Consider the following 26,998-nt stretch of genomic DNA (forward strand, 5'->3'; position numbering starts at 1 on the left):
CCTACGTCCTCCTGCCGTCAGGCAAGCTGCGCCGATCCAAAAGCTACGCTGAAACGGTCACACCAGAGCACTACCGATTGCAGGCCGGAGAGGTCCACGGCGGCGGGGATGACATAGTTCTGGTTGCCGTGCGTGGCTTTGACGGGGCCGAGGTCCACATACCGATCCGAGCGGTACTTGTACCAATCGCCTCCTGCCTCAAGGCTGCTGAGCCAGACCTTGACGTCCGGACCATCGCTGCTGGCCAGGTTTTCCAACCTCAGCACACGGGAGCCATCGGGCAGTTCCAGGAGCTGTGCAGTACCAGAAGTCTGATGCTCCTGGGATTGGAAATTGCCGAAGCCCAGCACCACAGGATCGGTGTTGCCTGCTGGCGCTGAGGCTGACGTGTTGGGGGAAGGCGAGCCGTTGCCCTGTGAATCGGTAGTGGGTGCAGTCGAAGGGGACGCCGACGTTGATGCGGGAGGAGCCAGCGGCAGGGCCTCGTTCACGCTGCTGCTCGTAAACAGCCGCCAAGGCTGGAACAGGGCGGCGGCAACGATGACCAGGAACGCGACCGCTGCGCCGACCGTGGTGGCAAGGATCCTGTGAGCACGGATCATCCGGCCGATTCTGTTCATGCTCCAAGGCTAGGCTTTTACGGTCTGTCCCAGGGTGTTCCAGAACTTACGGTTCCGTGACGCTGGGGGCCCCTCGCCCAATTGGCGTTAGCCGTCTCCTAAATACAACTCACCCACTGGTACCTCGGCTGCGAGACGGTTGGGCGGTCCGGCTAAGGGGCACGCCCAAGCTTCGTTGTAGGCGCAGGACGGGTTGTACGCGAAGTTTAGGTCCACGATGAACTCCTGCCGTTCATCGATGCGCCGAACACCGTGGTAAGCGCCCTTCACTGTGTCCAAAAGGTATCTTCCGGCGCCGTAGCTTCCACCGGCTTTGCCGGCGGTAGCGTCGCGCAAAGGCACGAAGATGCCGCCGCCGTAGCTTCGCAGCCGCCAAACGGCCAAGGATCCGAGTCCAGGCAACTCAAAGGTTCCAATCCTCACAAACGGAACTACGCCGTCGGTCCCTGTTTCAACATTCATTTCCTGTCCCGTCCCCTCCGGTGACAGCGGAACGTACATCCGGAAGGCGGGGTCATAGTCGGCGGTACGCAACCCGGAGAAAGACGATTTCATCTCAGCCGTCAGCGCCGACGCAGGATGGGTAGCAAACATCCGGTCCCGCTCCTGGCGCCAATAGTTGTGTGCATCGAACGGATCTGTAGCCGCGAGCTGCCGCACTTGGTCATAGAGGGCGAAGGTCCGCAACCGCCAATCCGCAATATCAACAGCGGACATGTTGGGCATGTTGTCCTCGAATGCGTCATGCTGATCGGGAGCCATGTCTTCAGCCTAGTACGCCGTCAAATCCCGTGTCGGGCCTTACCCGCCGATAAGCTGTGCGCATGAACGGCACCATCCATCCGAATGGCATGACGGCGAAGCTTCGGCTCGGCGCACTGGTAGTGGGTGCGGTCCTGCTTATGACTACTGCGGCTTGTTCCACTGAGAACAAGGGCCCACAGGTTTCCCAGACCTCCGGTTCCCATCCAAACAGTTCCGAATCAGGCCTCCCGTCCCAGGGCTCCGGATCAGAAAGTACGACGCCGTCGGGAGACGCCGTCTCCCGCACCCCTTCCGCGACACCCGGTTCAACTGCTGCATCCACCTCTGACCCCAGCTCGGCATCCACGGCATTGACCTGGAAGACCTACACGGATCCCGCCAAAAAGGTCAGCTTCGAACTCCCGGAGAATTGGATTGCCCAGTCTGTCACGGCTGAAGCCGGCTCACTTCCAGGTGCCCTGAAGGTCGAAGTCAAAGATAGCGGGGGCCGATACATCGCGACCCTGCAGACAGGACTACCTCCGGCAGGGCCTATCGCTTGCCCCGCTGGCCAAAGCCATCCCTACATAGTTATCAGCAGTGCGCCATTGGATGTTCCGCACTCCGATGGTCCGGACACCATCGATCCCCGCGTCGTTTTCCGCGTGATCCAAGGCTACAAATTCTTCGGTTCCTTCGGCATCACCAACATGGTGGCTGGCGCCGACGGCCAGGCTTGCGAACTAAGGAACCGCATTCAGGGACCTTCCGGCAAGGGCGACTACTCTTTCGGGGATGTTACAGCGGTCCATGCCTTCGCCGCCGATGAAAAAGTAGCCCCGGCAAAGACTTTTGACACCTTGGACCTGGCCGCGAAGTACGTCGCCCATGATTCTGAATTCGCCAACGTCCAACGGATGCTACTGTCTCTGAAGGTCAATCTGTAGTCCTGCGGTTGGCTGATCCATATAACGGCGGCATCGGGGGCTGTCCCGCCGCAACCCACCCCGGAGATTAATGGAACGCAACGTTGCTGCCAAGCTCGTTTTCAAGACTGTAGCCAACACGAAAGTGGCCATGGCCATCGCCGTGGCCAACAATCCGGGGTACGAGTCAGTAACGGAAACACTCTCCATCACTCTTGATGGGAACGAGATTCCCTTCGCTGAACTCAGCGACCATCACGGGGGCCGCTTCCAATACATGGAATTCACGGAGCCCAGCGAAGTGACGGTTGACTACCAAGCCACAGTCCATGGCTTCGCAGACCGCGACACACCCTCTCCCATGGAACTCATCCGGTACGTCCGGCCGAGCCGCTACGCCGAATCTGATCGGTTGCTGCCCACCTCTTATGCCGAGTTCGGCAGCCTTAGCGGGGCCGAACTGCTCCACGCTGTCCGTGATTGGGTCAATGGAGAGCTGCGCTACGTCAGTGGATCCTCGCGAGGAACAGACGGTGCGGTGGAGACGCTCCTCCACCGGCGCGGTGTTTGCCGTGACTTTGCACACTTGGCCATTGCCCTCTTGAGGGCCAAGGATGTGCCGGCCCGCCTCGCAGCTGTGTACGCACCCGGTTTGAGTCCCATGGACTTCCACGCTGTGGCAGAGGCCTACATAGATGATGGATGGCACATCATTGATCCGACTGGGCTGGCGCCGCGCGAGTCCATGCTTCGCATCACGGCAGGACGGGATTCTTCAGATACAGCATTCTTGTCCACGGTGGGTGGGAGCCTGTCGCTGAAGACCCTCAAGGTCAGCGCATCAGTCAACGGCGAGCTCCCTGTGGAGGATCCACGGCAGCTCGTCCGCCTGCACTGAGACGACGTGCCCTGAGATGACCGCCCCTGAGACGACGGGGAGGGGCACCCCTACCCGTGCGTTGCCTGGTGTCCTGCCACTGAGGCGCGTAGCTTCTCCGTCAGGCGCAACAGCTCGCGCTGCTCCTCGACTGTAAGCGCCGGCCCAACGAGTTGGGCAATATCGCGCACGTGTTCCCGACCAATCGTTTTCTGCAACTCGCTGCCTGATTCTGTCAGGGACAGCAGCACTCCACGGCCGTCGTCTGGCGCTGTTGTCCGCTCCACCAAACCCCGCTTCTCCAGCCTGTCCACCAAACGGCTCAGGCTGGACTGGCTGAGCAGCACTTTGTCATTGATCTCGTTCAACCGCAGCTGACCGGAAGGGCATCGCGAGAGTGTGAACAGGACGTCATACTCCTTGACCGGCAGGGACTTGAACGCCGGACCTGATTGAAGTTTCCGCATCACCGCCACCTGGGAGCGGAACAGCGACTCCCAGGTCTCGGCGGCGAGGCGAACGGCGGAGGACGCCGAAGGGTTGGACATCAGGCCTCCTGACCCGGGGCTCCAGCTGGAGCGGACTCGTTGACGCTGGCCTCCATGTCCGCAGCAACGCGCGAAGCGTGCGTCGGCGCGTCCGGCACGTTGGCCGGCTTCAGGGCAGCATATTCCTTGCGGAGCACGGGAAGGACTTCTTCGCCGAAGAGGTCAAGCTGCTCCAGGACGGTCTTCAGAGGCAGGCCCGCGTGATCGATCAGGAACAACTGCCGCTGGTAGTCGCCAAAGAATTCACGGAAGGTGAGCGTCTTCTCGATGACTTCCTGCGGACTGCCCACGGTCAGGGGTGTCTGTGACGTGAAGTCCTCCAAGGAAGGACCGTGACCGTACACAGGTGCGTTGTCGAAGTATGGGCGGAACTCCTTGACGGCGTCCTGGGAGTTCTTCCTCATGAAGAACTGTCCACCAAGGCCCACGATTGCTTGGTCGGCCGTGCCGTGCCCATAGTGCTCGTAGCGCTCGCGGTACAGGCCAATCAACTGCTGGTAGTGCTCCTTGGGCCAGAAGATGTTGTTGGCGAAGAAGCCGTCACCATAGTAGGCAGCTACTTCGGCGATCTGCGGCGTGCGGATGGAGCCGTGCCAGACGAAGGGGGCAACGCCGTCGAGCGGGCGCGGTGTAGAGGTGAAGTTCTGCAGGGGGGTGCGGAACTTGCCCGACCAATTGACCGTATCCTCATCCCACAGCTTGCGGAGCAGGCTGTAGTTTTCGATCGCGAGCTCGATCCCGTCCTGGATGTTCTTTCCGAACCAAGGGTATACAGGCGCCGTGTTGCCGCGCCCAAGCACCAAGTCAACCCTGCCATCGGAGAGATGCTGCAGCATCGCAAAGTCCTCGGCGATCTTGACCGGGTCATTGGTGGTGATCAGGGTTGTGGCCGTGGACAACGTGATGCGCTCGGTCTGGGCCGCGATGTAAGCCAGGGTGGTCGTTGGGGAGGAGGAGAAGAAGGGACGGTTGTGGTGCTCGCCTATGGCGTAGACATCCATGCCGATTTCTTCGACCTTTTTGGCAATGGCAACGGAGGCCTTGATGCGTTCGTTCTCCGTGGGCGTACGGCCCGTGGTGGGGTCAGTGGTGATGTCACTGACGCTGAATACGCCGATCTGCATGATGTGCCTTTCTCCCTGCCCGTGGTCCCGGGCTCTGTAAACAGTGTATCTCAAACTAGATGCATTTGCATGTATCAGTTCCTGTAACAGGGCAGGGCCGGGAATTGTTCCCGGCCCTGTTGGCTGCTGATGCGGCTCTACTCCGCGGGGTTGTTCGCCGCCCGGCGTCCCGTAATCCGGGGCACCATGCCGGTGGTCCAGTCGACGAAGTCGTCGTGGCCGTTCCCGCCATTTCGCTTATCCGGCGTGACTTCGGGGCGGTGCTGCAGCTGCTTCAGGAGTTGTTTTTTCTCCCGGCGTCCTTCCACCAGTTTGTAAAGGACGGGGACCAGGATGAGTGTCAGCGCCGTTGAAGACACCAGGCCACCGATCACGACGATTGCCAGCGGCTGCGAAATGAACCCTCCGCCACCGGTGAGGCCCAGGGCCATAGGGGTCAGCGCGAACACTGTGGCCAATGCCGTCATCAGGATGGGTCGCAGGCGTTGGCGGGCGCCGTGGGTGATGGCATCGGCCACGCTCATGCCCGGTGTGCCGTTGTGGGGTTTGCGGTACTGGTTGATGAGGTCGATCAGCACGATTGCGTTGGTGACCACGATGCCAACCAGCATCAGCATGCCAATCAGCGATGGCAACCCCAGGGGAACGCCCGTCGCCAATAGCAAGCCCACAGCGCCTGTCGCGGCGAAGGGAACAGAAACCAGGAGGATCAACGGCTGCACCAACGATTTGAAGGCAGCCACCATGATCACGTAGACGATCGCGATCGCAGCCAGGAGAGCCAAGCCAAGCTGACGGAAGGACTCCGCTTGCTGCGTCGTGGCACCACCAACGGACGCCGTGACGCCGGCAGGCAACTCAACGGACGCCAACCGCTTCTGCACCTCGGTGCTGACGCTGCCCAAGTTGGACCCCGACGGCGTCACAGTTACATTCGCGGTCCGCTGGCCGTTGCTGCTCGTGATGGACACAGGCGTGTCGACTTGTTCGACGGTGGCGATACTCTCCAGCGTCACAGGACCACGCGCCGTGGGCAGTGGCAGTGCACGGACCGCGGTGATGCTGGTGAAGCGTGTTCCCTTTCCGATCTGGACGGGGTAGTCGTTGGTCTCGATGCGTACCGTACCTGCGGGGACCGGGCTGACGGTCGATGCCAGGAAAACCCCGACTTGTTCCTCTGTCAGCCCAGCGGCCACTGCCTTCGCTCGATCCACGCGCACTTGGACGACCGACTGGTTCGCTGCGAGGTTGGTGGACACCTCAGTGCTGCCGGGGACGTCCTGCATCGCCTTGACCATGGCATCACTTGCGGCCTGGAGATCAGCGGAATTTGCGGCCTTGATGGTGATGTCCACTGTGGATGATGTGCCAAATCCGCCCTGTTGGGAACCTACGCTGATCTTGCCCGTGGCCCCCTGGAGCTTGGAGCGGACATCGTCCTGAAGCTTCTTCTGGTTCGCTTTCTCGTCCGTAACGATCGTAAAGGTCGAGTTGGAGGAGCCAGTGGACGTTAGCGCGGCGAAACCCGACTGGGCGTTACCGGAAGTAACCTGGACGTCTTTGATGCCCACCATGCCACGGAGCATGTCCTCCACCTTGGAGGCTTCATCGCTTGTGGCCTCCAGGCTCGTTCCTGCCGGAAGGACCTGGCGCACTGTCATGCTGTTCTCGCCGGATCTCCCCAGTAGGTCCGTGGCTAGCAATGGCGATACGGCGACCGTTGCCACCAGCACCAAGGCTGCCGCAGACAAAGTGAGGACGGGGTGCTTCTGTGTCTTCGCGAGGATGGGCAAGTAGCCTCGCTGGAGCCGGCTCCGCTGTTCGGCTTCCCGTGCCTTCGCGGCAGCCTCGTTGCGCTCCATTGATGCTTCGGCACCTTGGCGGGGTGAGGGAAGGAACCAGTAGGCCAGGACAGGAACGATCGTCAATGAGACCAGCAAGGAAGACAACAGGGCGATGGTCACAGTCAGGGCAAAGGGCCGGAACAACTCGCCTGCCAGATCACCCACGAACGCGATGGGCAGGAAAACGGCCACCGTGGTCAACGTGGAGGCAGTGATGGCGCCGGCAACTTCCCGGATGGACGTCAGGATGGCGGCCAGCTTGTGCTCGCCATAACTCAAATGGCGCTTGATGTTCTCAATCACCACGATCGAATCATCAACGACCCGGCCAATGGCGATGGTGAGCGCACCAAGAGTGAGGATGTTCAACGAGTAGCCCGTGGCGGAAATGCCAATGAACGTGATCAGGAGGGAAAGGGGGATGGACACGGCCGTAACCAGCGTGGACCGTACGGACATCAGGAAGACCAGGATGACAGCGACGGCAAATCCCAGGCCCAGGAGCCCTTCAGTAGTGAGGTCCTTGATGGACTTCTCTATAAAAGGAGCCTGATCGAAGACGGGCGTGAACGCAGCGTTGTTCCCCAGCTCCGCCTCCATCGGCGCAAGCGCATCCCGCACCGCGTGCGAAATCGCCACAGTGTCGCCTTCGGGCTTCTTGGTGACTGACAGCGCAAGTGTTGGCTTGCCATTTGTGCGCGTGATGGATGTGGCGGGGTCGTCTTCGATGCTGACATCGGCAACAGTTCCGATGGTGGCGGAATCCTTTGCGCCCGATATCGGCAAGCCCTTGATGACTTCAAGGGAATCAACCGGGCTGCCCAGTTGCAGGGACAGGGTTTTGCCCTGGTCCTCTATGGTGCCCACAGGAACCAGCGTGCCGTTGTTCTTCAGTGCGCCGCTGATCGACTGGATGGACGCACCCTTCGCCGCGAGATCGGCAGGACGGGGCTGGATCAGGATGTGCTGCTTGGAGCCGCCAGTCAGATCGGCGCCGCGGACGCCGTCGATCTTTTGCAGCCGGGGAACGCTCAAGCGCTGGAGGTCGGCATTGAGTTCGCTGAGCGGTTTGTCAGAGGAGACAGCCAGGAACACGATGGGAAAGTCGCTGATGTTGCCGGCAATGGATTGCGGCTCGACGTCGGCCGGAAGCACGCGTTTGGCGTTGGAAATCGCGCGGTCGATCTGGTTCCGTGCACGGTCAAGGTTGGAGCCGTACGTGAACACCATGGTGATCTGCGAAACACCGTTGCGGGATGTGGAGGTGGTGGACTCAAGTCCCTCGACGCTGTTCAGGGCTGTCTCAAGGGGTCTGCTCAGCTGCTTGTCCACTACTTCGGGAGAAGCGCCGGGCATGGACGTGATAACTGTGATCTGCGGGAACTCGATCGAGGGAATAAGTTCCTGCTTGAGCGAGCCCATGGTGATCACGCCGAACACCGCCGCAAAGACGGTGATCAGCGCGATCAGGGCACGGTTTCCCAGGGACAAAGTGGCCAGACGGAACATTGCATAGTCTCCTGAGATCTACGGAACAATTCGGCTGACGGGAACCCGGCCGCAGCCCCGGCCGGCTTAGCCCTGGAGGGCGTTGGCCACTTCCAGTTGCAATGACCGTGCAGTGCTTGCCTCAAGCTCGGCGGCAAGCTCAGGGTTCTCGTTAAGCTTCACGCCATAGCCCGGCATCATGTCCTTGAGCTTGGACTGCCAACCCTTGAAGTTCTTGGGGAACGTCTTCTGCAGCAGTTCAATCATGATCGGAACAGCAGTGGAAGCTCCCGGAGACGCACCCAGAAGGGCGCCGATGGAACCGTCGCGGGACGCGATGACCTCAGTACCGAACTGCAGGATGCCGCCCTTTTGCGGGTGCTTCTTGATGATCTGGACACGCTGGCCTGCAGTGATCAGCTCCCAATCATCGCCAACGGCCTCGGGATAGTACTCACGCAAGGACTCCACCTTCGCCTCGTGGCGCTTGGCCACCTCCTTGATGAGGTACGCCGTGAGGTCCATGTTGTCCTTGGCCACCGCCAGCATCGGAATAATGTTTCCCGGGCGGATGGACAGCGGGAGGTCAAGGTAGCTGGAGGTCTTCAGGAAGTTCGTGGAGAAACCAGCGTACGGGCCAAAGAGGAGGGAACGCTTGCCTTCAACAAACCGGGTGTCCAAGTGGGGGACGGACATGGGTGGGGCGCCAACCGAAGCCTGGCCATAGACCTTGGCGCTGTGCTGCGAGGTGATGGAGTCGTCGGTGCAGCGGAAGAACTGGCCGGATACGGGGAATCCGCCGTAGCCCTTGCTTTCCGGAATGCCCGAGGCCTGAAGCAGGTGGAGTGCTCCGCCGCCGGCTCCTACGAAGACGAACTTGGCGTGGATGCGGCCGTGCTCACCCGACTTGGGGTGTTTGAGGGAAAGATCCCAACCGCCGCCTGATGCACGATGGATGTTGGTGACGTCGTGACCAAAGTTGACCTCGGCGCCGGTGTTCCGCAGATAGCCGGTCAGTTCGCGGGTCAATGCGCCGAAATCGACGTCGGTGCCTTCCGCCGCGCGGGTGGCGGCAACGCGCTGCTTGCGGTCCCGGCCCTTGACGATGAGGGGCGCCCACTTGGCGATCTTGTCCTGGTCCTCGGTGTATTCCATGCTGCGGAACAGCGTGTTGGGCTTGAGGGCCTCGTACCGGGTCTTCAGGAAGTTCGCGTGATCATCGCCGATGACGAAGCTCATGTGCGGAACAGTGTTGATGAAGCCCTTGGGGGAGCCAATGACATTGCTGTCCACCAGATGGGACCAGAACTGGCGCGAAAGCTGAAACTGCTCATTGATGTGGATGGCCTTGGAAGGATCCACGGAGCCGTCCTTGGCCGCGGGGGAGTAGTTAAGCTCACACAGCGCAGCATGTCCGGTGCCGGCGTTGTTCCATGGTCCGGAGCTTTCGAGTCCCGCTTCGTCGAGTCGTTCAAAGAGGGAGATGGTCCAGGTGGGTTCGAGTTGCTTGATGAACGCACCAAGGGTGGCACTCATGATTCCGCCGCCAATAAGGACGACGTCGGCATGTTGAGTCTTGGAAATGAAGGTCACGATCAATCTCCGTTAGCGGCGGCACTGGCTGTCACAGAATATCCCCGCGCAGACGCAATACTGAAATTGCAGGGAATCGTCAAGGCTTTAAGCGGACGTTTGTGAAAACTTCGTTGAGGACAGGTGAAGCGGGGTAGCTTTCCACCTTGTCGGACAGGGCCAGCGCAGAGATAGGGAAGGCTATGGGCACGGCCGGTACCGACGCCGCTATCTCGGCATTGATGGACTGGTACTGGGTGTTGCGGTCATCGCCGTTGGGCAGGGCGCGGGCTCGCTCGATCTTGTGGAAGACTTCCGAATCCGTGTATCCGAACTCGCCCCTGGGCTCTCCGAAAAGCGGGCCCAGGAAGTTGTCAGCATCGGCATAGGAGCCATTCCAGCCCAGGAGGTGCAGGGCGTGGTCGCCAGGGGACTGCACCTTTTGAAGGTAGCCATCCTCCCAGTCCACGGGAACCGGCTTGATGTTGATTCCTACGGCAACCAGTTGGCGGCTGATCTCGGCGTAGATCTTCTCTGGTGTGGGCATATAAGCCCGAGTGGCGTTCAGCGGATAGTAGAACTTCAGTTCCTCGCCCTTGTAGCCGGCCTTCTCCAGAAGCTCCTTGGCCTTCTCAGGGTTGTATCCCAAAGAAGGGGCGTTGTTGTTGAAACCACTGAGCTTCGGGGGAACAAATTGTGAAGCTTGCGCCGTATTGTCGATGAAGAACCTGCGGATCAGTGATTCCTTATCAATAGCCATCTCGATGGCCTGGCGGACCTCCAGCTTGTCCAACGGCGCAACCGCTTGGTTCATGCCGAGGTACATCACCGAGAACGGGTCACGCTGGATGATCTGGACACCCTTTTTGACAAGTTGATCAAAGGTTCCCGACGTCACGAGATCGTAGGCGTCGATCTTGCCGTCAAGGAGCGCTTGCTGGCGCGTTTCTGCGTGGTCATAAGGAATGAAGTTGATAACGCCGATTTGGCCCCTGTTGCCCCAGTAGCCCTTGTAGCTGGCCAACGTGATCTTGTGTTCGTCCCAGGCCGTGAATGCGTAAGGACCTGTCCCCACCGGATGGCTGGCGTAGGCGGACACCGCCTGGCCATTTTGCACCTTGTCCAGGACGTTGGCCTTCTGCCCTTCAAGGGCGGTGGGCGAGGAGATCGCAAAGGCGGGCAGCGTCAGGGCCTGCAGGAAACCAGTGAAGGGTCGGGTGAGGTTGATCTGGACGTTGCTGGCGGAAACAACCTTGCAGTCCTTGAAGATCGAAAACACTGGCTCGTCCGAATAGGCCTTGAAGACGTTTTGGAAAGAGATCCCGGGCGCTTGTTTCCTCAGGTCGGCGGGAAACGTAAACCAGCGGTTGAAGTTGGCGCAAACGGCGGCGGCATCGAACGGAGTTCCATCATGGAAAGTTACTTTTTCACGGAGCTTGAAGTCGTAGCTCAGCCCGTTGTTGCTGTCTTTCCATTCCGTGGCGAGCAGCGGGGTAGTCTGCCCGGTGGTGCCGTCCACGCCTACAAGTCCCTCAAGGACCTGGCGGGTCACACGGTATGACTCCGAATCCGCTGTCATCGCAGGGTCGAGCCCCAGCGGCATGGAGGCTGTACCGAAATTGAAGGTAGCCGTCGGCTCCGCAGCTGCTGTGCTGCTTGCCGATGATGACGCTGCGGGCCCCGGCGTTCCGGTACATGATGCCAGTCCCAAAATCAGCAGGACTGCCGTGAACGGTATTCCCAGCCGCCGTATCTTGCTGCTTGCCACTCTTGTCCCCTCAAGCCGGTCGGAAGTGCTGTGGCCGGCTTCGGCCAGACCGCATTCCAGTCTAGTTGAACGCCCCCGGTGCCGGTTCGGGCGCGTTGCGGGGCATAGTCCCCGTCTGCTTGAGGAAAGAACACCCCCGGTCCGAATGAAATGCTCAGTGAACCGGGGGTGTTTGAAGAATCCGTGGTTCTTCACCACTGTGTTGATGCCGTGTTGCTCCAACTGCTGTGCGCAAGGGGGGACTTGAACCCCCACGCCCGAAGGCACAGGAACCTAAATCCTGCGTGTCTGCCAATTTCACCACTCGCGCTGGCTGGCCACTGGACTGCCCTATGGGCTGACCGGAGCCTTCTTCCGGCCTCCAGTGTACCCGCTACTTGTCGAGTTTGAGGTCGCGGCGAAGCTTGGCGACGTGCCCTGTGGCTCTGACGTTGTACTGGGGCAGGTGGACCTTTCCGTCCGGGTCCACCACGATCGTGGAACGGATCAGGCCCATGTAGGTGCGGCCATAGTTCTTTTTCTCGCCCCAGGCACCATAGGCCTCGGCCACCGAGTGGTCTGCGTCCGAGAGTATGCGGAACGTCAGTTGTTCTTCCGCCGCAAACTTGGCCAGTGCCTTGACTGAATCCGGAGAGACTCCTACTACTTCATAACCCGAAGCCTGCAGGGATGCGAGGCTATCCCGGAAATCACAAGCCTCTTTGGTACAGCCGGGCGTAGATGCCGCCGGATAAAAGTAGACGATGGTCTTCCGTCCTCGGAAGTCCGAAAGACTGACGTCGTTGCCATCTTGGTCTTGAAGTGTGAAGTCCGGGGCTACGCCACCGGGAATAAGACGTTCCGCCATAATTTGCTCCTTGCTAACGTTCGCGACTCCCCAGTTTAGTGGCCAGAATCAACGGCAACAGCTGCCACGCGCATATACTGTCGGCATGCCAGATATGGAGAGATGGCCCACCACGCGATTGCTTTCAACGGCTGCGCGACTCGTGGAAATCTCGTGGAATGAAAAATTGAAGAACATCGGACTGACACATGCCGGCGTGATCGCCATGGAAGTCCTTGCTGCGAAAGGGCCCATTACGCAGGCGGCTTTGGCTGAAGTTGCCAGGGTCAAGGCGCAGACCATGGGCACTACCCTTTCAAGGCTCGAACTGCACGGTCATGTGAGTCGCCAGCGCAGCGACTCGGATCGTCGCAGTCACGTTGTGACGCTCACGGACGCCGGCTCTGCAGCTTTGGCCGAGGCAGTGCGGCTTGAGCAGGACGTGCTCGCACTGGTTCAGGTCGACACCGCCCGGCTGCGCGACGAACTCAAGATCGTCGTCCGGGGACTTGCCGGAATGCCCGCGCTCGACCGCCCAGCGGGGGACGCCAACCCTCAGGCTTGAATAAGAAAAGGCTCCGGATCGTAGCAACGATCCGGAGCCTTTCCTATTCTGTGCACCCCCCGGGACTCGAACCCGGAACCCATTGATTAAGAGTCAATTGCTCTGCCAGTTGAGCTAGAGGTGCAGCTATTGTTTCGGTCAATACGAAGGAGTCATATTCTCCATTGACGTCCGCAACGACAGATAACTCTACACCACATTTTGACGGCGGCTAACCAGAATTATCCCGGCGTGATGCATTCCACGAAGAGCGGTGTTCGAGCGGAACAAGGCAACGAAAAAAGGCCCTGGAGTGAATATCACTCCAAGGCCTTTCGTTGGTGCACCCCCCGGGACTCGAACCCGGAACCCATTGATTAAGAGTCAATTGCTCTGCCAGTTGAGCTAGAGGTGCAGCTGTTGATTTCGACCCAAACCCGGGGGCTTTTGTTCCCTCGGCGATCTCCGCAACGACATGTAACTCTACACGACTTCGGCGGATGAGGGAAATCGGCGGCGCCAAGGGTCCTAGGTTCACGAAGAGCGCCTCAAAATCAGCGCAAAATCAGGGTTTCTGTTGTTGCTGAGGACCCACAACGACCCGTCGGGAGCCTTGGCGACATCCCTCAGCCGACCATACTCGCCTGTGAAGTAAGCCACAGGTGAACCCGCCTTGTTGCCGTTGAGCGGGATGGCCCAAAGCCGTTGGCCGCGAAGGGCTCCGGTGTAAGCCACGCCGTCGGCAATTTCCAATCCGCTGGGCGATGCATCGGAGGTTGAAGGCCAAACAACTTTGGCGTCGATGAACCCGCTGCGGCCGGGGGCTCCTGTCACTGTGGGCCAGCCATAGTTGCCGCCAGGGGTAATGAGGTTTAGTTCGTCGTCCACGTCCGGACCAAACTCGCTGGCCCACAACCTTCCTTCGCTGTCCCACGCCAAACCCTGCACGTTCCGGTGTCCGTAGCTGTAAACAGGGTTCTCACCGAATGGGTTGCCCGGAGCGGGGCGTCCTTCGGGAGTCAGCCGCAGGATCTTTCCGCCCAAGGCGTGTGTATCCTGCGGCTGTTCCCGGCGCTGCGAATCGCCGGTGCCCACATACAGGAATCCATCAGGGCCAAAACGGATCCGGCCACCGTTATGGGTAGAAGCCTTTGATATGCCGGAAAAGACCACCTCAGGGCCGCCAAGCCTCAAAGCGCCTCCCGGCTCTTCCGACAAGTGCATTCTGGCGATCCGGTTGTCCGTGGCTGACGTGAAATAGGCGTAAAGCCATCGGTCGCTGGCGAAGGCAGGAGACAGGGCAAGGCCCAGAAGCCCACCTTCACCACCAGGTTCGACGCCGGCAACCTCGCCGATGGTTGTTGTCCGGCCGTCGCGGATGCTCTTGACCTGGGCCGAATCGCGTTCCGACACGATGGCTGTGCCGTCCGGCAGGAAGACGATGGACCAAGGCAGCTGCAGGCCGGCGTCGAGCTTTTGCTTTACCTCCAGTTTTGGTGGGACAGCAGGTGGCGCTGACTCGGATGCAGGGCCCGTCCCTGGCGACACGGGGACAGTGGAACTGGTGGGGCCCTCAGGCGTGGCAGTCGAACCTGGCGACGACGGACTACCCGTACAAGCCGCTGACAGGGCCGCCAGTAAAAGAGCGGCCAGAAGCCTGACCGCAGTCCGGGCGGGCATCAACCAGCAGAAACCGGTGGCGGGTCGGCCGTCAGCTCTTACTGCACCTCTGCCCATATCGCTTGTTCTGTTCAGTGCCTGTTCCGTGGAGGAGGGCGGAACCCGGCCGCTTCCGCATGCGCGGCCGATTCAAACCACACATCCGCGGTGGCTTCGTCGTAGCCGGCGGTATCTTCATCGTGATACGTCATGGTCGAAGCGTCGGCCTTCACCGGGTAGCCCTCGGGGCCGCTGCCGTCTGCCGCGGCTCCTGCTGAGCCAACCCCATATGGGTGCTCGGCGGCGAGATGGCCCGTTGGTGTCATTGAATCTTCGTCGTCCATTTCAGCAGCCGCGGTCTCGGCGCCGGCGAGGGTGGCTGAGTGTGCATCCGTGTATTCGTGATGGTGGATCGCAGTGCCGCCTGCGTCCGTCCACGAGGATTCCCACTCAGCTTTGTCTGCTGCGTTGGTGTCCGCTGACTCCTCCACCTTTGGCGTGTCATCTGCGCGCGTCACGTCATCCGCTGTCACTCCGTCCCCGGATCCGGAAGCCGCTGGCTCAGAAATCGCAGACTCGGCCGCCAGGGGTTCAGATGCCGGCGTTCCGGCAGCCTCCCAGTCATCGACATCACCGGCAGTGACCTGTGCATCGGTGTCCACCACTGGCTCATCGACCTCCGGCGTTTCAATCACAGGTTCGTCCACCGGCGGTCCAGCCTGAGCTTCGGTTTCGGCCCGCGATTCCATACTTGATTCGGCGGGACCGCTTCCCTCGGCCGCGGCCTTTCCCATATTCGTGACGCCAGCCAGGCCCGCTACGCCAGCCACCGCCGCGGCTGTATCGGGCATCGACATCGTGTCGCTGGGTTCCATGGCAGCTGGTGCGGCAGTGCCTGGCCGTCCGGGAGTCCCGGTGCCAGTGGCAGTGCCCAATGGTGCAGGTGAGGAATTCCTGGCGTTGTTGCGGCTCAGCAGCCACCAAACAATCGCGACTATCAGCACAATTACAATGACCCAAATCAACCAGTCCATGGTGAGGCCCTTCTGCTTACAGGGTGCAGTTAGTGGTATTTCCGACGTTACGTGGCTGCTAATGGGGTGTCCAGCGTTTAGGGGCCGTCCAGCCTGGGTTGTGATGGAGTTGGTGATCCCCTGAAAAGAGGCTCAGGTTTTCCGCGCTGACGAGGAAATATTCTTACCTTCGTGCTTAACCCGGGAGGATTACGTCGTGGGCCGCTGCCGTGGACACATAGACTTTGGACCATGAGCGACGCCACCCAAATTGCGACAGATACCAAACCGGACATCAAGCCCCGCAGCAGGGTCGTAACCGACGGAATTCACGCCGCGCCCGCGCGTGGCATGTTCCGTGCGGTGGGGATGGGGGATGACGACTTCGCCAAACCACAAATTGGTGTCGCCAGTTCGTGGAATGAAATTACCCCCTGCAACCTGTCCCTCAATCGTCTTGCGCAGGGCGCCAAGGAAGGTGTCCACGCCGGTGGTGGATTCCCTATGCAGTTCGGCACCATCTCCGTCTCGGATGGTATTTCCATGGGCCACGAGGGCATGCACTTCTCGCTCGTTTCCCGCGAGGTCATAGCCGATTCCGTGGAAACGGTGATGCAGGCCGAGCGCATTGATGGCTCGGTGCTCCTTGCCGGGTGCGACAAGTCCCTCCCCGGCATGCTGATGGCTGCGGCCCGGCTGGACCTCGCCTCGGTATTCCTCTACGCCGGATCGATCATGCCCGGTTGGGTCAAGCTCGAGGACGGCTCGGAGAAGGAAGTCACGCTTATTGATGCCTTCGAAGCCGTCGGCGCCTGTGCCGCAGGCAAGATGAGCATGGAGGACCTCACTCGTATCGAGAAGGCAATTTGCCCGGGCGAAGGCGCCTGTGGCGGGATGTACACGGCCAACACCATGGCCTGCATCGGCGAGGCGCTGGGCATGTCACTCCCGGGTTCGGCCGCTCCGCCCTCGGCAGACCGCCGACGTGATGACTTTGCACGCAAGTCCGGCGAAGCTGTGGTGAACCTGCTTCGCCTCGGTATCACCGCCCGCGACATCATGACCAAGAAGGCGTTCGAAAATGCCATCGCCGTCACCATGGCGTTCGGCGGATCCACCAACGCGGTCCTGCACTTGCTCGCAATTGCCCGCGAAGCCGAGGTTGAACTGACCCTGGATGACTTCAACCGCATTGGCGACAAAATCCCGCACCTCGGTGACCTGAAGCCGTTCGGTCGCTACGTCATGACTGATGTGGACAAGATCGGCGGCGTGCCGGTCATCATGAAAGCGCTTCTCGACGCCGGGCTGCTGCACGGCGACTGCCTTACCGTCACCGGCAAGACGCTTGCCGAGAACCTTGCCTCGATCAACCCGCCGGACCTTGACGGAAAGATCCTTCGGGCACTGGACAACCCCATCCACAAGACCGGTGGTATCACCATCCTCCACGGCACCATGGCTCCGGAAGGGGCCGTGGTGAAGAGCGCCGGCTTCGACGCCGACGTCTTTGAGGGCACAGCCCGCGTCTTTGAGCGCGAGCAAGGGGCCCTCAACGCACTGGACAATGGCGAGATCCACAAGGGCGACGTTGTGGTTATCCGCTATGAAGGACCCAAGGGTGGTCCCGGCATGCGCGAAATGCTTGCGATCACTGGTGCCATCAAGGGCGCTGGACTGGGCAAGGATGTGCTGCTGCTGACCGATGGCCGCTTCTCCGGCGGGACCACCGGTTTGTGCATCGGCCACGTTGCGCCTGAAGCGGTCGACGGCGGTCCCATCGCCTTCGTCCAGGACGGTGACCGCATCCGTGTGGACATCGGGGCACGTTCATTCGACCTCCTGGTGGAGGAAGCTGAGCTTGAAGCCCGCAAGGTTGGCTGGGAGCCCCTTCCAGCGAAGTTCACCAAGGGTGTTTTGGCCAAGTACGCAAAGTTGGTCCACAGCGCCTCGACCGGTGCTTACTGCGGCTGATGCCGGACCCCGGACTCCCCGGCCTTGGCAGGGGAGTCCGGCAGGCGGACACCCCTGTCCATATGGTGAGATACGATGGTGGTCAATTGACACGTATCTCACTTAGAGGGAACACTGAACGCATGATCTCATTCGTTACCGTCGGCGTCGTCGTACTTACCAAGCGCGTGGCTTAGCCCGACTGGTAACGAACTGTCACGCGCAACCCCTCGAAAAGCCGCAAGGCTGAGGGGTTTTTTTATTCCCCTAAGCAAGACCCATCAACTGAAGATCCACTAAGGAAGAGTCCGATGAGCAAAGGATCGCCGATCAGCCCCTCGCTGATGGCTGCAAAGTCCGCTGGAGCCCCAAAGGCTCCGGAAAAGGTCGACCGAACGGCTGAGGCCGTCGTCGTCGACACTGCTGCACCTCTCTCTCCTGTACTTGGGCCGAACAACGTTGTACCCCCAACGGTGATGACCGGCTCGCAAGCAATTGTCCGTTCGCTCGAAGAACTCGGCGTGGACGATATTTTCGGTTTGCCCGGTGGCGCGATCCTGCCCACCTACGACCCCTTGATGGCCTCCAGCATGAATCACATCCTGGTCCGTCACGAACAGGGAGCCGGCCACGCCGCGCAAGGCTACGCCATGGTTACCGGACGGGTTGGCGTTTGCATCGCCACCTCGGGACCCGGTGCCACCAACCTCGTTACCGCCATCATGGACGCCCATATGGACTCCGTGCCGATGGTAGCCATTACCGGCCAGGTCGCCAGTGGCGTCATTGGTACGGACGCGTTCCAGGAAGCGGACATCGTGGGCATCACCATGCCCATCACCAAGCACTCCTTCCTGGTAACCGATCCCAACGACATCCCGCATGTCATGGCCGAAGCCTTCCACCTTGCTTCTACCGGCCGCCCGGGACCCGTCCTTGTAGATATTGCCAAGGATGCCCAGGTAGGCCAGATGACCTTCTCGTGGCCGCCGAAGGTTGACTTGCCGGGCTACCGTCCTGTGGTCCGTGGCCACAGCAAGCAGGTCCGTGAAGCTGCCAAGCTGATCGCAGCCTCCCGCAAGCCCGTTCTCTATGTGGGTGGCGGTGTGGTCAAGGGACATGCCTCTGCCGAACTCATGGAATTGGCCCTGGCAACCGGAGCGCCGGTAGTCACTACGCTGATGGCCCGCGGCGCGTTCCCGGACTCGCATCCCCTCCACGTTGGAATGCCGGGCATGCACGGTTCGGTATCTGCGGTTACCGCCCTGCAGCAGGCAGACCTCCTCATCACCCTCGGCGCCAGGTTCGATGACCGCGTCACCGGTGTGTTGAAGACCTTCGCTCCTTTTGCCAAGGTGATCCACGCGGACATCGATCCGGCGGAGATCTCCAAGAACCGGACGGCCGATGTCCCGATTGTCGGTTCCGTGAAGGAGATCATCCCGGAACTGACCGAGGCCGTGAAGACGCAGTTCGAGCTCAGCGGCGCACCGGATCTGGACTCATGGTGGGCGTTCCTGGGCAATCTGCGCGACACCTACCCCTTGGGTTGGACTGAGCCCGAGGATGGACTGACGGCCCCGCAGCGCGTGATCAAGCGCATCGGCGAGCTCACGGGTCCGGAAGGTATCTATGTCGCCGGCGTTGGCCAGCACCAGATGTGGGCTGCGCAATTCATCAAGTATGAGCGTCCCCACGCCTGGCTGAACTCCGGTGGAGCCGGAACCATGGGATACTCGGTTCCGGCAGCAATGGGTGCCAAGGTTGGTGAGCCGGACCGCGTGGTCTGGGCCATTGACGGTGACGGCTGCTTCCAGATGACCAATCAGGAACTGGCCACCTGCGCCATCAACAACATCCCGATCAAGGTCGCCATCATCAACAATTCCTCGCTGGGCATGGTCCGCCAATGGCAGACACTGTTCTACGAAGGCCGCTACTCGAACACCGATCTGAACACCGGCCACGACACCGTCCGCATTCCCGACTTCGTCAAGCTGGCAGATGCATATGGTTGTGCTGCACTGCGTTGTGAGCGGGACGAAGACATCGATGCCACCATCCAAAAGGCACTGGAAATCAATGACCGTCCTGTCGTGATCGACTTCGTCGTCAGCCCCAACTCGATGGTGTGGCCGATGGTCCCCGCAGGTGTCAGCAATGACCAAATCCAGGTTGCCCGCAATATGACCCCGGAATGGGAAGAGGAGGACTAGGCATGAGCCGCCACACACTGTCCGTTCTGGTCGAAGACAAGCCCGGCGTGCTGACCCGCGTAGCCAGCCTCTTCGCCCGGCGCGCGTTCAACATCAATTCACTGGCTGTGGGACCCACTGAAGTTCCCGGCATGTCCCGCATGACGGTCGTCGTCGATGCCGACGGCGACCTCATCGAGCAGGTCACCAAGCAGCTCAACAAGTTGATCAACGTGATCAAGATCGTTGAACTGACTTCCGAATCTTCCGTACAACGCGACCACATCCTGGTCAAGGTACGTGCGGATGCCGCGACACGCCTGCAGGTAACCCAAGCTGCAGACCTGTTCCGTGCCGCCGTCGTCGACGTGTCTACAGACTCGTTGGTGATCGAGGCAACCGGTACCCCCGAGAAGCTCGCTGCACTGCTCTCAGTGCTCGAGCCATTCGGCATCCGTGAAATCGTGCAGTCCGGCACCTTGGCCGTTGGACGGGGATCCCGCTCCATGAGTGACAGGGCGCTCCGCTCCGCGTAGGAAACAGGCAAGGCCTGCGTTAGCATGCCGTGCCGAGCGTTGCGTCCAGTACCGCAGCACCACATCAATATCCAGAAACCACTCAAGAGGAGTTACGCAAGTGACTGAAATGTTCTACGACGACGACGCAGACCTGTCGATCATCCAGGGCCGCAAGGTTGCCATCGTCGGCTACGGTTCCCAGGGCCACGCGCACGCACTGAACCTGCGCGATTCCGGCGTCGAGGTTGTTATCGCGCTGAAGGATGGGTCGAAGTCGACCGCCAAGGCAGAGGACGCAGGCTTCACGGTCAAGAACGTTGCCGACGCCGCTGAATGGGCCGACGTCATCATGATCCTTGCGCCGGACCAGCACCAGCGCGCGATCTACAACGACTCCATCAAGGACAAGCTGACCGAAGGCAAGGCACTCGCCTTCGCCCACGGCTTCAACATCCGCTTCGGCTACATCGAGCCGCCCGCAGGCGTCGACGTCATCCTGATCGCTCCGAAGGCTCCGGGCCACACCGTGCGCCGCGAATTCGAAGCCGGCCGAGGCATCCCGGACATCATCGCTGTTGAGCAGGACGCATCCGGTTCCGCTTGGGAGTTGGCCAAGTCCTACGCCAAGGCAATCGGTGGCACGCGCGCCGGTGTCATCAAGACCACCTTCACCGAAGAGACCGAAACGGACCTCTTCGGCGAGCAGTCCGTCCTTTGTGGCGGCGTTTCCCAGCTGGTCCAGTACGGCTTCGAAACCCTCACCGAAGCCGGCTACCAGCCGCAGATCGCCTACTTCGAGGTCCTTCACGAGCTCAAGCTCATCGTTGACCTCATGTGGGAAGGTGGCATCGCCAAGCAGCGCTGGAGCGTCTCCGACACCGCAGAGTACGGCGACTACGTTTCCGGCCCCCGCGTCATCACTCCCGAGGTGAAGGAAAACATGAAGGCTGTCCTCGCGGACATCCAGAGTGGTGCCTTCGCCAAGCGCTTCATCGAGGACCAGGACAACGGCGCCGTCGAGTTCAAGGAACTGCGTGCCAAGGCAGAGCAGCACCCGATCGAAGAGGTTGGTCGCGAACTGCGTTCCTTGTTCTCCTGGCAGCAGCAGGACCAGGACTACGTCGAAGGCTCCGCAGCCCGCTGACCTTTTGCCCAGTGCCCTGGGCACTGAACCGACGCCCGTCCGGCAAACAAAGCCGGGCGGGCGTCGCTGTTTCGCAGCCGCTCCTCCCAACACAGCGTCCTGTGAATTTCTTCACAACAACCTCAACGGGGCCGTAACATCGTTCACCGGCACCGGAATCCTTGCCCAGGTTCGATATTCTGGGCTGGTCCGGCGTCGTGTCCGGCCCCCGCATCCGCTCCTTGTCCAGTACTGTCCCAAAGTTGTCCAAAGTAAGGTGCCACCCCGTGTCAGCCACCAAACCCGTCGTCCTCCTCGCTGAGGAACTTTCACCCGCCACCGTCGAGGCATTGGGCCCGGACTTTGAAATCCGCCAAATCGACGGCGCCGACCGTTCCCAGCTGCTGTCCGCCATCGCCGACGTCGACGCAATCCTGGTTCGCTCTGCCACCCAGGTTGATGCCGAGGCCATTGCCGCTGCGAAGAACCTTAAGGTCATCGCCCGTGCCGGGGTGGGACTGGACAACGTGGACATCAAGTCCGCGACGCAGGCCGGTGTCATGGTGGTCAACGCACCGACGTCCAACATCGTTTCAGCAGCCGAGTTGACGGTAGGGCACATCCTGAGCCTCGCCCGCCACATTCCCCAGGCGAGCTCCGCGCTGAAGAACGGTGAGTGGAAACGTTCCAAGTACACCGGCATCGAACTCTTCGAGAAGAAGATCGGCATCATCGGCCTGGGCCGTATCGGCGCCCTCGTGGCAGCCCGCCTGCAGGGGTTCGAAACCGAGATCCTGGCGTACGACCCCTACATCACGGCCGCTCGTGCCGCACAGCTCGGGGTCAAGCTGGTCACCTTGGATGAACTCCTGGAAAACTCCGACTTCATCACTATCCACATGCCCAAGACGCCCGAGACTGTGGGCATGCTTGGCGCCGACGCCTTCCGCAAGATGAAGGAAACGGCCTACGTCATCAACGTTGCCCGTGGCGGCCTGGTTGATGAGGAAGCCCTCTACATCGCCCTGAAGGAAGGCCAGATTGCCGGTGCCGGCGTGGATGTCTTCGTCAAGGAACCCAGCACGGATCTGCCTTTCTTCGAACTGGACAACGTGGTAGTCACCCCGCACCTCGGCGCATCCACGGACGAGGCCCAGGAAAAGGCTGGTGTCTCCGTGGCCAAGTCCGTACGCCTTGCCCTTGCCGGCGAGCTCGTGCCGGATGCTGTGAACGTTGCAGGCGGTGTGATCGCCCCGGACATCCGACCGGGCATCCCGCTGATCGAAAAGCTCGGCCGGATCTTCACGGCGCTGACCCATGCGTCGCTGACCCAGATCGACGTCGAGGTTGCCGGCGAGATTGCCGCGCTGGACGTCAAGGTGCTTGAGCTCGCTGCCTTGAAGGGCGTCTTCGCCGATGTCGTCACGGAGCAGGTCTCCTACGTCAACGCCCCCGTCATCGCAGAGCAGCGCGGTATCAATACCCGCCTGATCACCACCCCGGACGCCGAGGACTACCGCAACGTCCTCACGATCCGTGGTGCGCTCAGCGACGGTTCCCAGATCTCCGTTGCCGGTACCCTGACCGGACCCAAGCAAGTGGAGAAGCTCGTCGGCGTCAACGGCTATGACGTGGAAATCCCCATCAGTGAGCACCTGGTGGTGGTGGCCTACGCGGACCGTCCCGGTGTCATTGGCACCATCGGCCACATCCTGGGCATGAACAACATCAACATCGGCGGCATGCAGGTTGCACGCCAGACCGAGGGGGGCCAGGTGCTTGCGCTCCTGACAATCGACAGTTCTGTTCCGCAGCAGGTACTGGAAGCCATCAAGGCGGGCATTGGCGCGGACATGGTCCGCGAGGTGGACCTGGAGGACTAGGACAGCTCCTCATCAGCCAAGTTCGCGTGCCGGAGACACACCACTGACACGCAACGGTGGCCGGTCTGCTTACAATGGCTTGGTCCGGGATTCGGACCCGGCAGCAGGCCGGCCACTACTTTTTGCACATAGAGCCCGGGATTCCTTTGTGTTTTTCAAGGATTCACGGAGCATGTGTGCGCGCCCGCAATCAAGGTCTCAGGGAGCCCAATGAACGCCGTCCAAAGGTTCATCAGAAGCCGTGTGCTGCTGCTGACCGCGGCCATTTTGATCGTCGCGATGTGCTTGTCCGTCCTAGTCCAGAGCCAGTCACAGGCCGCTCTGAACAGGACTGTGGATGAGAACTCGCGGGGACTCTACGACATCCTGGTCCAGGCGAAGCCGGACCCCTCACAGGACGGGGACGGCGGCGCGCTGATCCAGCCGGAAATTGCCAATGGGCAGGGCGGCATCAGCTTTGAGCAGCTGGAGAAAATCCGCACCATGGGCCAGACTGCTGTCGCTGCCCCCATCAGCCTCGTTTCGCGGGTTTCTCAGAACCTCGAGGCTCCGCGCCTCAATGCCATGGACTACCTTGGGTACAACGCAGGCCTTGCCGGTGGCATAACTGCAGGCGACCCCTCGGCCATGGACTCCAGCAAGTGGCCCGCAGCTGAATCTGTTTTGTCCGACACGCCCAAGAAGTACCGGCTGACGGCCTCCGCCACAAGCTCAGATGGCGTCAACCAGCAGACCCTTTTCAAGACCAGCGCCGAAGGCACCCTGGGCAAGGGCCGTTTGATCCAGGAACAAGCTGCTGGTGGTTCGAACGTCCGGATTGCAGGTCCGGACGGCGAGACCGGGATAAAGTTCCCGGCTCCAGCACTCGGATCGGAGCACAACCTCTTCAATCTTTCGGTGGCGCTTCCACTGGCGCCGGAGGTGACGGAATCCGTCGTCGCCGTCGATCCTGCCTCCGAGCGGGCGCTCTTGGGCTCCGCAGGTGATTTCCTTGCACCCTTGGAGAAGGCTCCGCCAGCGGACGCCCGCAATGCAGGCGCTATTGGCCGGCATTTCGAAAGCCTTTTCACCAGCGGCCTCAGCATGAACCAGCTTGAAGAAGGACCTGATTTCCTCGGTGTGAAGCTGAAGTACTGGGCTCCCTTGATGACGCAGTACCAGCAGGCAAAGCGTGACGGACTGCTGACCGATGACTCCCAGGCCATTCCCCTGATTGTCCGCTCGGGAACGTCGCTGGATTTGAAGTACTCGGTCAAGATCGAGGAAATCGACAACAACGGCAAAGTAGTCAAGGATGTCGGCACTGCAACGCGGTCCCTGGACAAGGACTACCTGCCGTTCGTTTCCAAGGCCCCGTTTGCCCTTGAATGGCCGGGTTCCACGGATCACAGCCAACTCCTGGGCAGCACTGCCTCCTTCAGCCAAGGGCTCTACAACCCGGCGACCTGGAGTACAGCTTTTGCTGCAGCCCCGAAGTACAAGGAGGGCGACGAAGCCTCCAATGGTGCTTCAGACAAGACGGCAACGCCGGGGGACTGGGTGACAGTCAACCGGCTTCCGGAAAAGTCGTCCTTCGGCGCAGCCGTGGACCAGACCCAGCGCAAGCCTGTGGACGAGCGCTCTTACCGTGAAGACCTGGAAACCGGAAAAAAGCCCGCGACTCCCATGCCGATGGTGTACGGCACGTTTAACCCGGCAGACGTTCAGGCCGCGGCCGGTGACGTCAACAAGCTCCCGTTGGGTGGCTATGACCCAGCTCCCTTGACACTGAGCAAGGACGCCGAGGGCAAGGACGCCAATGGCACTGTCCTGAAGCCATCACTGAGCGCCACAGGTCTGGTCAGCCAGTCCGCCGGCGCCATCACTGACTACTACGGCCTGGCCGCAGCCCGTGGCTATGACACCAATGCCGACGTCATCGATGCCATTCGTGTCCGCGCCAATGCCACCGGAACGTGGAAACAGGCCCAGCCGGACGTTGAAAAGCTGGCCGCCCAGATCCGTGAACTGGGCCTTGAAGCGACCGTCGTGGCGGGTTCCGCCCGCGAAGACGCCAACATCTTCGTCCCTGGGTACAGCAAGGACGACGCCGGCAAGGAATCTCCGCTGGGCACAGTCCAGCAGTCCTGGGTTCGGCAGGACGCGGCTGACGCCGTTTCGGGTTCGCTGACAGGCACCAACATCACCCTCCTCTTCCTGACGCTTCTTGGCGCCACGCTCCTGACTGGTGCCTCGACCGTCAGCTACATCCGGCAGCGCCGGAGCGAAGCAGGCATCCTGCGGGCGATGGGCTGGACGCAGAAGCGCGTCAGGTCCTGGGTGCTCGAAGAGTTCGCCGTGGGCGCGGCTGCCCTGGCCGCGGCAGGGATCATCTTGAGCCTGCTTAGTTGGAACCTTGCCACCGTGATCGTCTCAGTGACCATGCTCATCATCTACGTGGGCGCTGCGTTGCTGGCTGCCCAGCAGCTGCGTCACCGCGTGGAGGTAGACCAGGAACCCCAGCATGATGAACGCCTCGTCACTGTTGATTCGCCCCTGACGTTCGCCAACAGGCAGCTCACTACCAACCGGTTCAACTCTGTTTCGCTGGCCGTGGCCGTAGGCGTCTTCGGTGCCGCAGTCGGAGCCTTGATCGCACTGTTGATCGACATCCCCCGGGCAGCAGGAGCCAGTGCCTTGAGTGGGCTGGCCGCCGCGAGCATCGCCTTGCCAAGCGTGATCCTCGCTGTGTTCGGCGTAGTTGTGGGTCTGCTGCTCACACTCGTGACCGGGCGGTTCGAGCTCCATGCCAAGCGCGAGTATCTTGGCACTTTGCGTGCCATGGGCTGGAACCCGGACATGCTGGGCCAGGTCCGCTTCTTTGAAAATGCACTTGTCGGCACCGTGGCGCTTCCCTTGGGCGTCCTTGGTGCCCTTGGACTGGGGCTGCTCCTTGCTCCGTACGCAGCACTCTGGGCCGGTCTGGCCGGGCTGCTGGCCGTAATTTGCTGGATTCCGATTGCAACGAAAGTAGTCAAATGACTGACAACCTCAACCCCGAGCTGACGGCGACCCCGGAATCCACGGACGAGTCGCTGCAGACACGTGCCAACACCATCGTCCGGGCATCCGACCACGCGACACCCTTGGAGCTCAGCCGCGTCACTATCCACTACGGCGGAGACAAGGGCGGCGCCGAGGAAGTCGACGTCGTGGATGACTTCAACCTCACCTTGCACGCAGGCGAGATGCACTGCATCGCCGGCCGAAGCGGCTCGGGCAAGACCAGTATCCTGACCGTCAGCGCCGGGCTGACCCTGCCGACGTCAGGCACCGTGTTTTGGGAAGGCCAGTCCTTGGCGTCCATGGGCGACGACGAGATCGCTGACAGGCGTCGTGCCTTGATTGGCTACGTCGATCAGGGCGGCGCCTTGATCGACGGCATGAGTGCCCTCGAGAACGTGCTGCTGCCCGCCGTCCCGGATGGGGAAGTGGAACAGCGCACGGAAATGGCCAAGGACCTCCTGGACCTGGTGGGCCTCGGACGCCGCATGCGGCACCGTCCCGCCCAGCTTTCCGGCGGTGAGCGCCAGCGTGTGGCAATCGCCAGGGCCCTGATCCTGGGAACCCGCGTGTTGGTGGTGGATGAGCCCACCGCCAGCCTGGACCGTGCTGCAGCCAACCGCATCATCGGCATCCTGAAGGACACCACGAACGATGGCATCGCTGTGCTCGTGGCTTCACACGACCACGAACTGGTCCGGCTCAGCGATACGCTGACCGAACTCAACTAG

Annotated in this window: 20 protein-coding genes and 3 tRNA genes; 10 read left to right on the forward strand and 13 right to left on the reverse strand. The window is 61.0% G+C overall.

Annotation, left to right across the window (positions count from 1 at the left end; genetic code table 11):
- Positions 1-17: 17 nt before the first annotated feature.
- Positions 18-620, reverse strand: a complete 603-nt coding sequence (locus AB4Y87_RS08265) for a DM13 domain-containing protein (protein ID WP_442003898.1) — start codon at positions 618-620, stop codon at positions 18-20.
- A gap of 87 nt (positions 621-707) precedes the next feature.
- Entirely contained in the window at positions 708-1,382 is a 675-nt protein-coding gene (locus AB4Y87_RS08270; RefSeq protein WP_442003899.1) for a DUF1684 domain-containing protein, read from the reverse strand.
- A gap of 62 nt (positions 1,383-1,444) precedes the next feature.
- Here AB4Y87_RS08270 and AB4Y87_RS08275 point away from each other — a divergent pair, with 62 nt between their 5' ends.
- Together AB4Y87_RS08275 and AB4Y87_RS08280 are read left to right on the forward strand one after the other, a co-directional pair.
- Positions 1,445-2,311, forward strand: a complete 867-nt coding sequence (locus AB4Y87_RS08275; protein WP_442003900.1) for a hypothetical protein — start codon at positions 1,445-1,447, stop codon at positions 2,309-2,311.
- A gap of 70 nt (positions 2,312-2,381) precedes the next feature.
- Positions 2,382-3,188, forward strand: a complete 807-nt coding sequence (locus tag AB4Y87_RS08280; protein WP_442003901.1) for a transglutaminase-like domain-containing protein — start codon at positions 2,382-2,384, stop codon at positions 3,186-3,188.
- 50 nt (positions 3,189-3,238) lie between these two features.
- Here the strand turns inward: AB4Y87_RS08280 and AB4Y87_RS08285 are convergent, their stop codons facing one another.
- The 7 genes from AB4Y87_RS08285 to bcp form a co-directional block, all read right to left on the reverse strand.
- A complete protein-coding gene (locus tag AB4Y87_RS08285) occupies positions 3,239-3,715 on the reverse strand; it encodes a MarR family winged helix-turn-helix transcriptional regulator (RefSeq protein WP_442003902.1) in 477 nt (158 codons plus the stop codon).
- A complete protein-coding gene (locus tag AB4Y87_RS08290; protein ID WP_442003903.1) occupies positions 3,715-4,839 on the reverse strand; it encodes an LLM class flavin-dependent oxidoreductase in 1,125 nt (374 codons plus the stop codon). Before AB4Y87_RS08290 ends, AB4Y87_RS08285 begins: the two co-directional genes overlap by 1 nt.
- Before the next feature lie 137 nt (positions 4,840-4,976).
- Complete coding sequence (locus AB4Y87_RS08295) at positions 4,977-8,192, reverse strand: efflux RND transporter permease subunit (protein WP_442003904.1); 3,216 nt, start codon at positions 8,190-8,192, stop codon at positions 4,977-4,979.
- Between the two features lie 66 nt (positions 8,193-8,258).
- Entirely contained in the window at positions 8,259-9,764 is a 1,506-nt protein-coding gene (locus AB4Y87_RS08300) for a malate:quinone oxidoreductase (protein WP_442003905.1), read from the reverse strand.
- A gap of 79 nt (positions 9,765-9,843) precedes the next feature.
- On the reverse strand, positions 9,844-11,511 hold the full coding sequence (locus AB4Y87_RS08305; RefSeq protein WP_442003906.1) for an ABC transporter substrate-binding protein: 1,668 nt from the start codon (positions 11,509-11,511) through the stop codon (positions 9,844-9,846).
- A gap of 228 nt (positions 11,512-11,739) precedes the next feature.
- Positions 11,740-11,821, reverse strand: a tRNA-Leu gene (locus AB4Y87_RS08310).
- Positions 11,822-11,884: 63 nt separating this feature from the next.
- Positions 11,885-12,358, reverse strand: a complete 474-nt coding sequence (gene bcp / locus AB4Y87_RS08315; RefSeq protein WP_442003907.1) for a thioredoxin-dependent thiol peroxidase — start codon at positions 12,356-12,358, stop codon at positions 11,885-11,887.
- Positions 12,359-12,443: 85 nt separating this feature from the next.
- Here bcp and AB4Y87_RS08320 point away from each other — a divergent pair, with 85 nt between their 5' ends.
- A complete protein-coding gene (locus AB4Y87_RS08320) occupies positions 12,444-12,902 on the forward strand; it encodes a MarR family winged helix-turn-helix transcriptional regulator (RefSeq protein ID WP_442003908.1) in 459 nt (152 codons plus the stop codon).
- A gap of 51 nt (positions 12,903-12,953) precedes the next feature.
- Here AB4Y87_RS08320 and AB4Y87_RS08325 read toward each other — a convergent pair.
- From AB4Y87_RS08325 to AB4Y87_RS08340, 4 genes are all read right to left on the reverse strand, one after another.
- Positions 12,954-13,026 (reverse strand) — tRNA-Lys (locus AB4Y87_RS08325).
- Positions 13,027-13,220: 194 nt separating this feature from the next.
- Positions 13,221-13,296: transfer RNA gene (locus tag AB4Y87_RS08330), tRNA-Lys, on the reverse strand.
- Positions 13,297-13,415: 119 nt separating this feature from the next.
- Entirely contained in the window at positions 13,416-14,561 is a 1,146-nt protein-coding gene (locus AB4Y87_RS08335) for a PQQ-dependent sugar dehydrogenase (RefSeq protein ID WP_442003989.1), read from the reverse strand.
- Between the two features lie 71 nt (positions 14,562-14,632).
- Positions 14,633-15,574 (reverse strand): sunset domain-containing protein, encoded by a 942-nt coding sequence (locus tag AB4Y87_RS08340; RefSeq protein WP_442003909.1) that lies wholly within the window; start codon positions 15,572-15,574, stop codon positions 14,633-14,635.
- A gap of 231 nt (positions 15,575-15,805) precedes the next feature.
- Here AB4Y87_RS08340 and ilvD point away from each other — a divergent pair, with 231 nt between their 5' ends.
- The 7 genes from ilvD to AB4Y87_RS08375 all read left to right on the forward strand — a co-directional run bounded on the left by ilvD (position 15,806) and on the right by AB4Y87_RS08375 (position 26,998).
- Positions 15,806-17,527 carry a dihydroxy-acid dehydratase gene (ilvD, locus tag AB4Y87_RS08345; protein WP_442003910.1) on the forward strand — a complete coding sequence of 574 codons (1,722 nt, stop codon included), beginning with the start codon at positions 15,806-15,808 and terminating at the stop codon, positions 17,525-17,527.
- A gap of 290 nt (positions 17,528-17,817) precedes the next feature.
- Positions 17,818-19,722 (forward strand): acetolactate synthase large subunit, encoded by a 1,905-nt coding sequence (locus tag AB4Y87_RS08350; RefSeq protein ID WP_442003911.1) that lies wholly within the window; start codon positions 17,818-17,820, stop codon positions 19,720-19,722.
- Between the two features lie 2 nt (positions 19,723-19,724).
- Positions 19,725-20,237 carry an acetolactate synthase small subunit gene (ilvN, locus tag AB4Y87_RS08355; protein WP_216923893.1) on the forward strand — a complete coding sequence of 171 codons (513 nt, stop codon included), beginning with the start codon at positions 19,725-19,727 and terminating at the stop codon, positions 20,235-20,237.
- Between the two features lie 100 nt (positions 20,238-20,337).
- Positions 20,338-21,363, forward strand: coding sequence for a ketol-acid reductoisomerase (gene ilvC / locus AB4Y87_RS08360; RefSeq protein WP_442003912.1), 1,026 nt, complete (start codon positions 20,338-20,340; stop codon positions 21,361-21,363).
- Positions 21,364-21,629: 266 nt separating this feature from the next.
- The gene (serA, locus tag AB4Y87_RS08365) at positions 21,630-23,225 is read left to right on the forward strand and encodes a phosphoglycerate dehydrogenase (RefSeq protein ID WP_442003913.1); all 1,596 of its coding nucleotides are present in this window, start codon (positions 21,630-21,632) and stop codon (positions 23,223-23,225) included.
- 210 nt (positions 23,226-23,435) lie between these two features.
- Positions 23,436-26,246: an FtsX-like permease family protein gene (locus AB4Y87_RS08370; protein ID WP_442003914.1), complete on the forward strand. Its 2,811-nt coding sequence runs from the start codon at positions 23,436-23,438 to the stop codon at positions 26,244-26,246.
- On the forward strand, positions 26,243-26,998 hold the full coding sequence (locus AB4Y87_RS08375) for an ABC transporter ATP-binding protein (RefSeq protein ID WP_224090846.1): 756 nt from the start codon (positions 26,243-26,245) through the stop codon (positions 26,996-26,998). The genes AB4Y87_RS08370 and AB4Y87_RS08375 overlap by 4 nt, the downstream gene beginning before the upstream one ends.

The sequence above is a fragment of the Paenarthrobacter sp. RAF54_2 genome (genome assembly GCF_052113945.1).
Classification (GTDB): domain Bacteria; phylum Actinomycetota; class Actinomycetes; order Actinomycetales; family Micrococcaceae; genus Arthrobacter.

Coding starts and splice junctions, on each gene's coding strand:
- AB4Y87_RS08265 (WP_442003898.1), bottom strand. CDS start 620: ATGAACAGAATCGGCCGGATGATCCGTGCTCACAGGATCCTTGCCACC.
- AB4Y87_RS08270 (WP_442003899.1), bottom strand. CDS start 1,382: ATGGCTCCCGATCAGCATGACGCATTCGAGGACAACATGCCCAACATG.
- AB4Y87_RS08275 (WP_442003900.1), top strand. CDS start 1,445: ATGAACGGCACCATCCATCCGAATGGCATGACGGCGAAGCTTCGGCTC.
- AB4Y87_RS08280 (WP_442003901.1), top strand. CDS start 2,382: ATGGAACGCAACGTTGCTGCCAAGCTCGTTTTCAAGACTGTAGCCAAC.
- AB4Y87_RS08285 (WP_442003902.1), bottom strand. CDS start 3,715: ATGTCCAACCCTTCGGCGTCCTCCGCCGTTCGCCTCGCCGCCGAGACC.
- AB4Y87_RS08290 (WP_442003903.1), bottom strand. CDS start 4,839: ATGCAGATCGGCGTATTCAGCGTCAGTGACATCACCACTGACCCCACC.
- AB4Y87_RS08295 (WP_442003904.1), bottom strand. CDS start 8,192: ATGTTCCGTCTGGCCACTTTGTCCCTGGGAAACCGTGCCCTGATCGCG.
- bcp (WP_442003907.1), bottom strand. CDS start 12,358: ATGGCGGAACGTCTTATTCCCGGTGGCGTAGCCCCGGACTTCACACTT.
- AB4Y87_RS08320 (WP_442003908.1), top strand. CDS start 12,444: ATGCCAGATATGGAGAGATGGCCCACCACGCGATTGCTTTCAACGGCT.
- AB4Y87_RS08335 (WP_442003989.1), bottom strand. CDS start 14,561: ATGCCCGCCCGGACTGCGGTCAGGCTTCTGGCCGCTCTTTTACTGGCG.
- AB4Y87_RS08340 (WP_442003909.1), bottom strand. CDS start 15,574: ATGGACTGGTTGATTTGGGTCATTGTAATTGTGCTGATAGTCGCGATT.
- ilvD (WP_442003910.1), top strand. CDS start 15,806: ATGAGCGACGCCACCCAAATTGCGACAGATACCAAACCGGACATCAAG.
- AB4Y87_RS08350 (WP_442003911.1), top strand. CDS start 17,818: ATGAGCAAAGGATCGCCGATCAGCCCCTCGCTGATGGCTGCAAAGTCC.
- ilvN (WP_216923893.1), top strand. CDS start 19,725: ATGAGCCGCCACACACTGTCCGTTCTGGTCGAAGACAAGCCCGGCGTG.
- AB4Y87_RS08370 (WP_442003914.1), top strand. CDS start 23,436: ATGAACGCCGTCCAAAGGTTCATCAGAAGCCGTGTGCTGCTGCTGACC.
- AB4Y87_RS08375 (WP_224090846.1), top strand. CDS start 26,243: ATGACTGACAACCTCAACCCCGAGCTGACGGCGACCCCGGAATCCACG.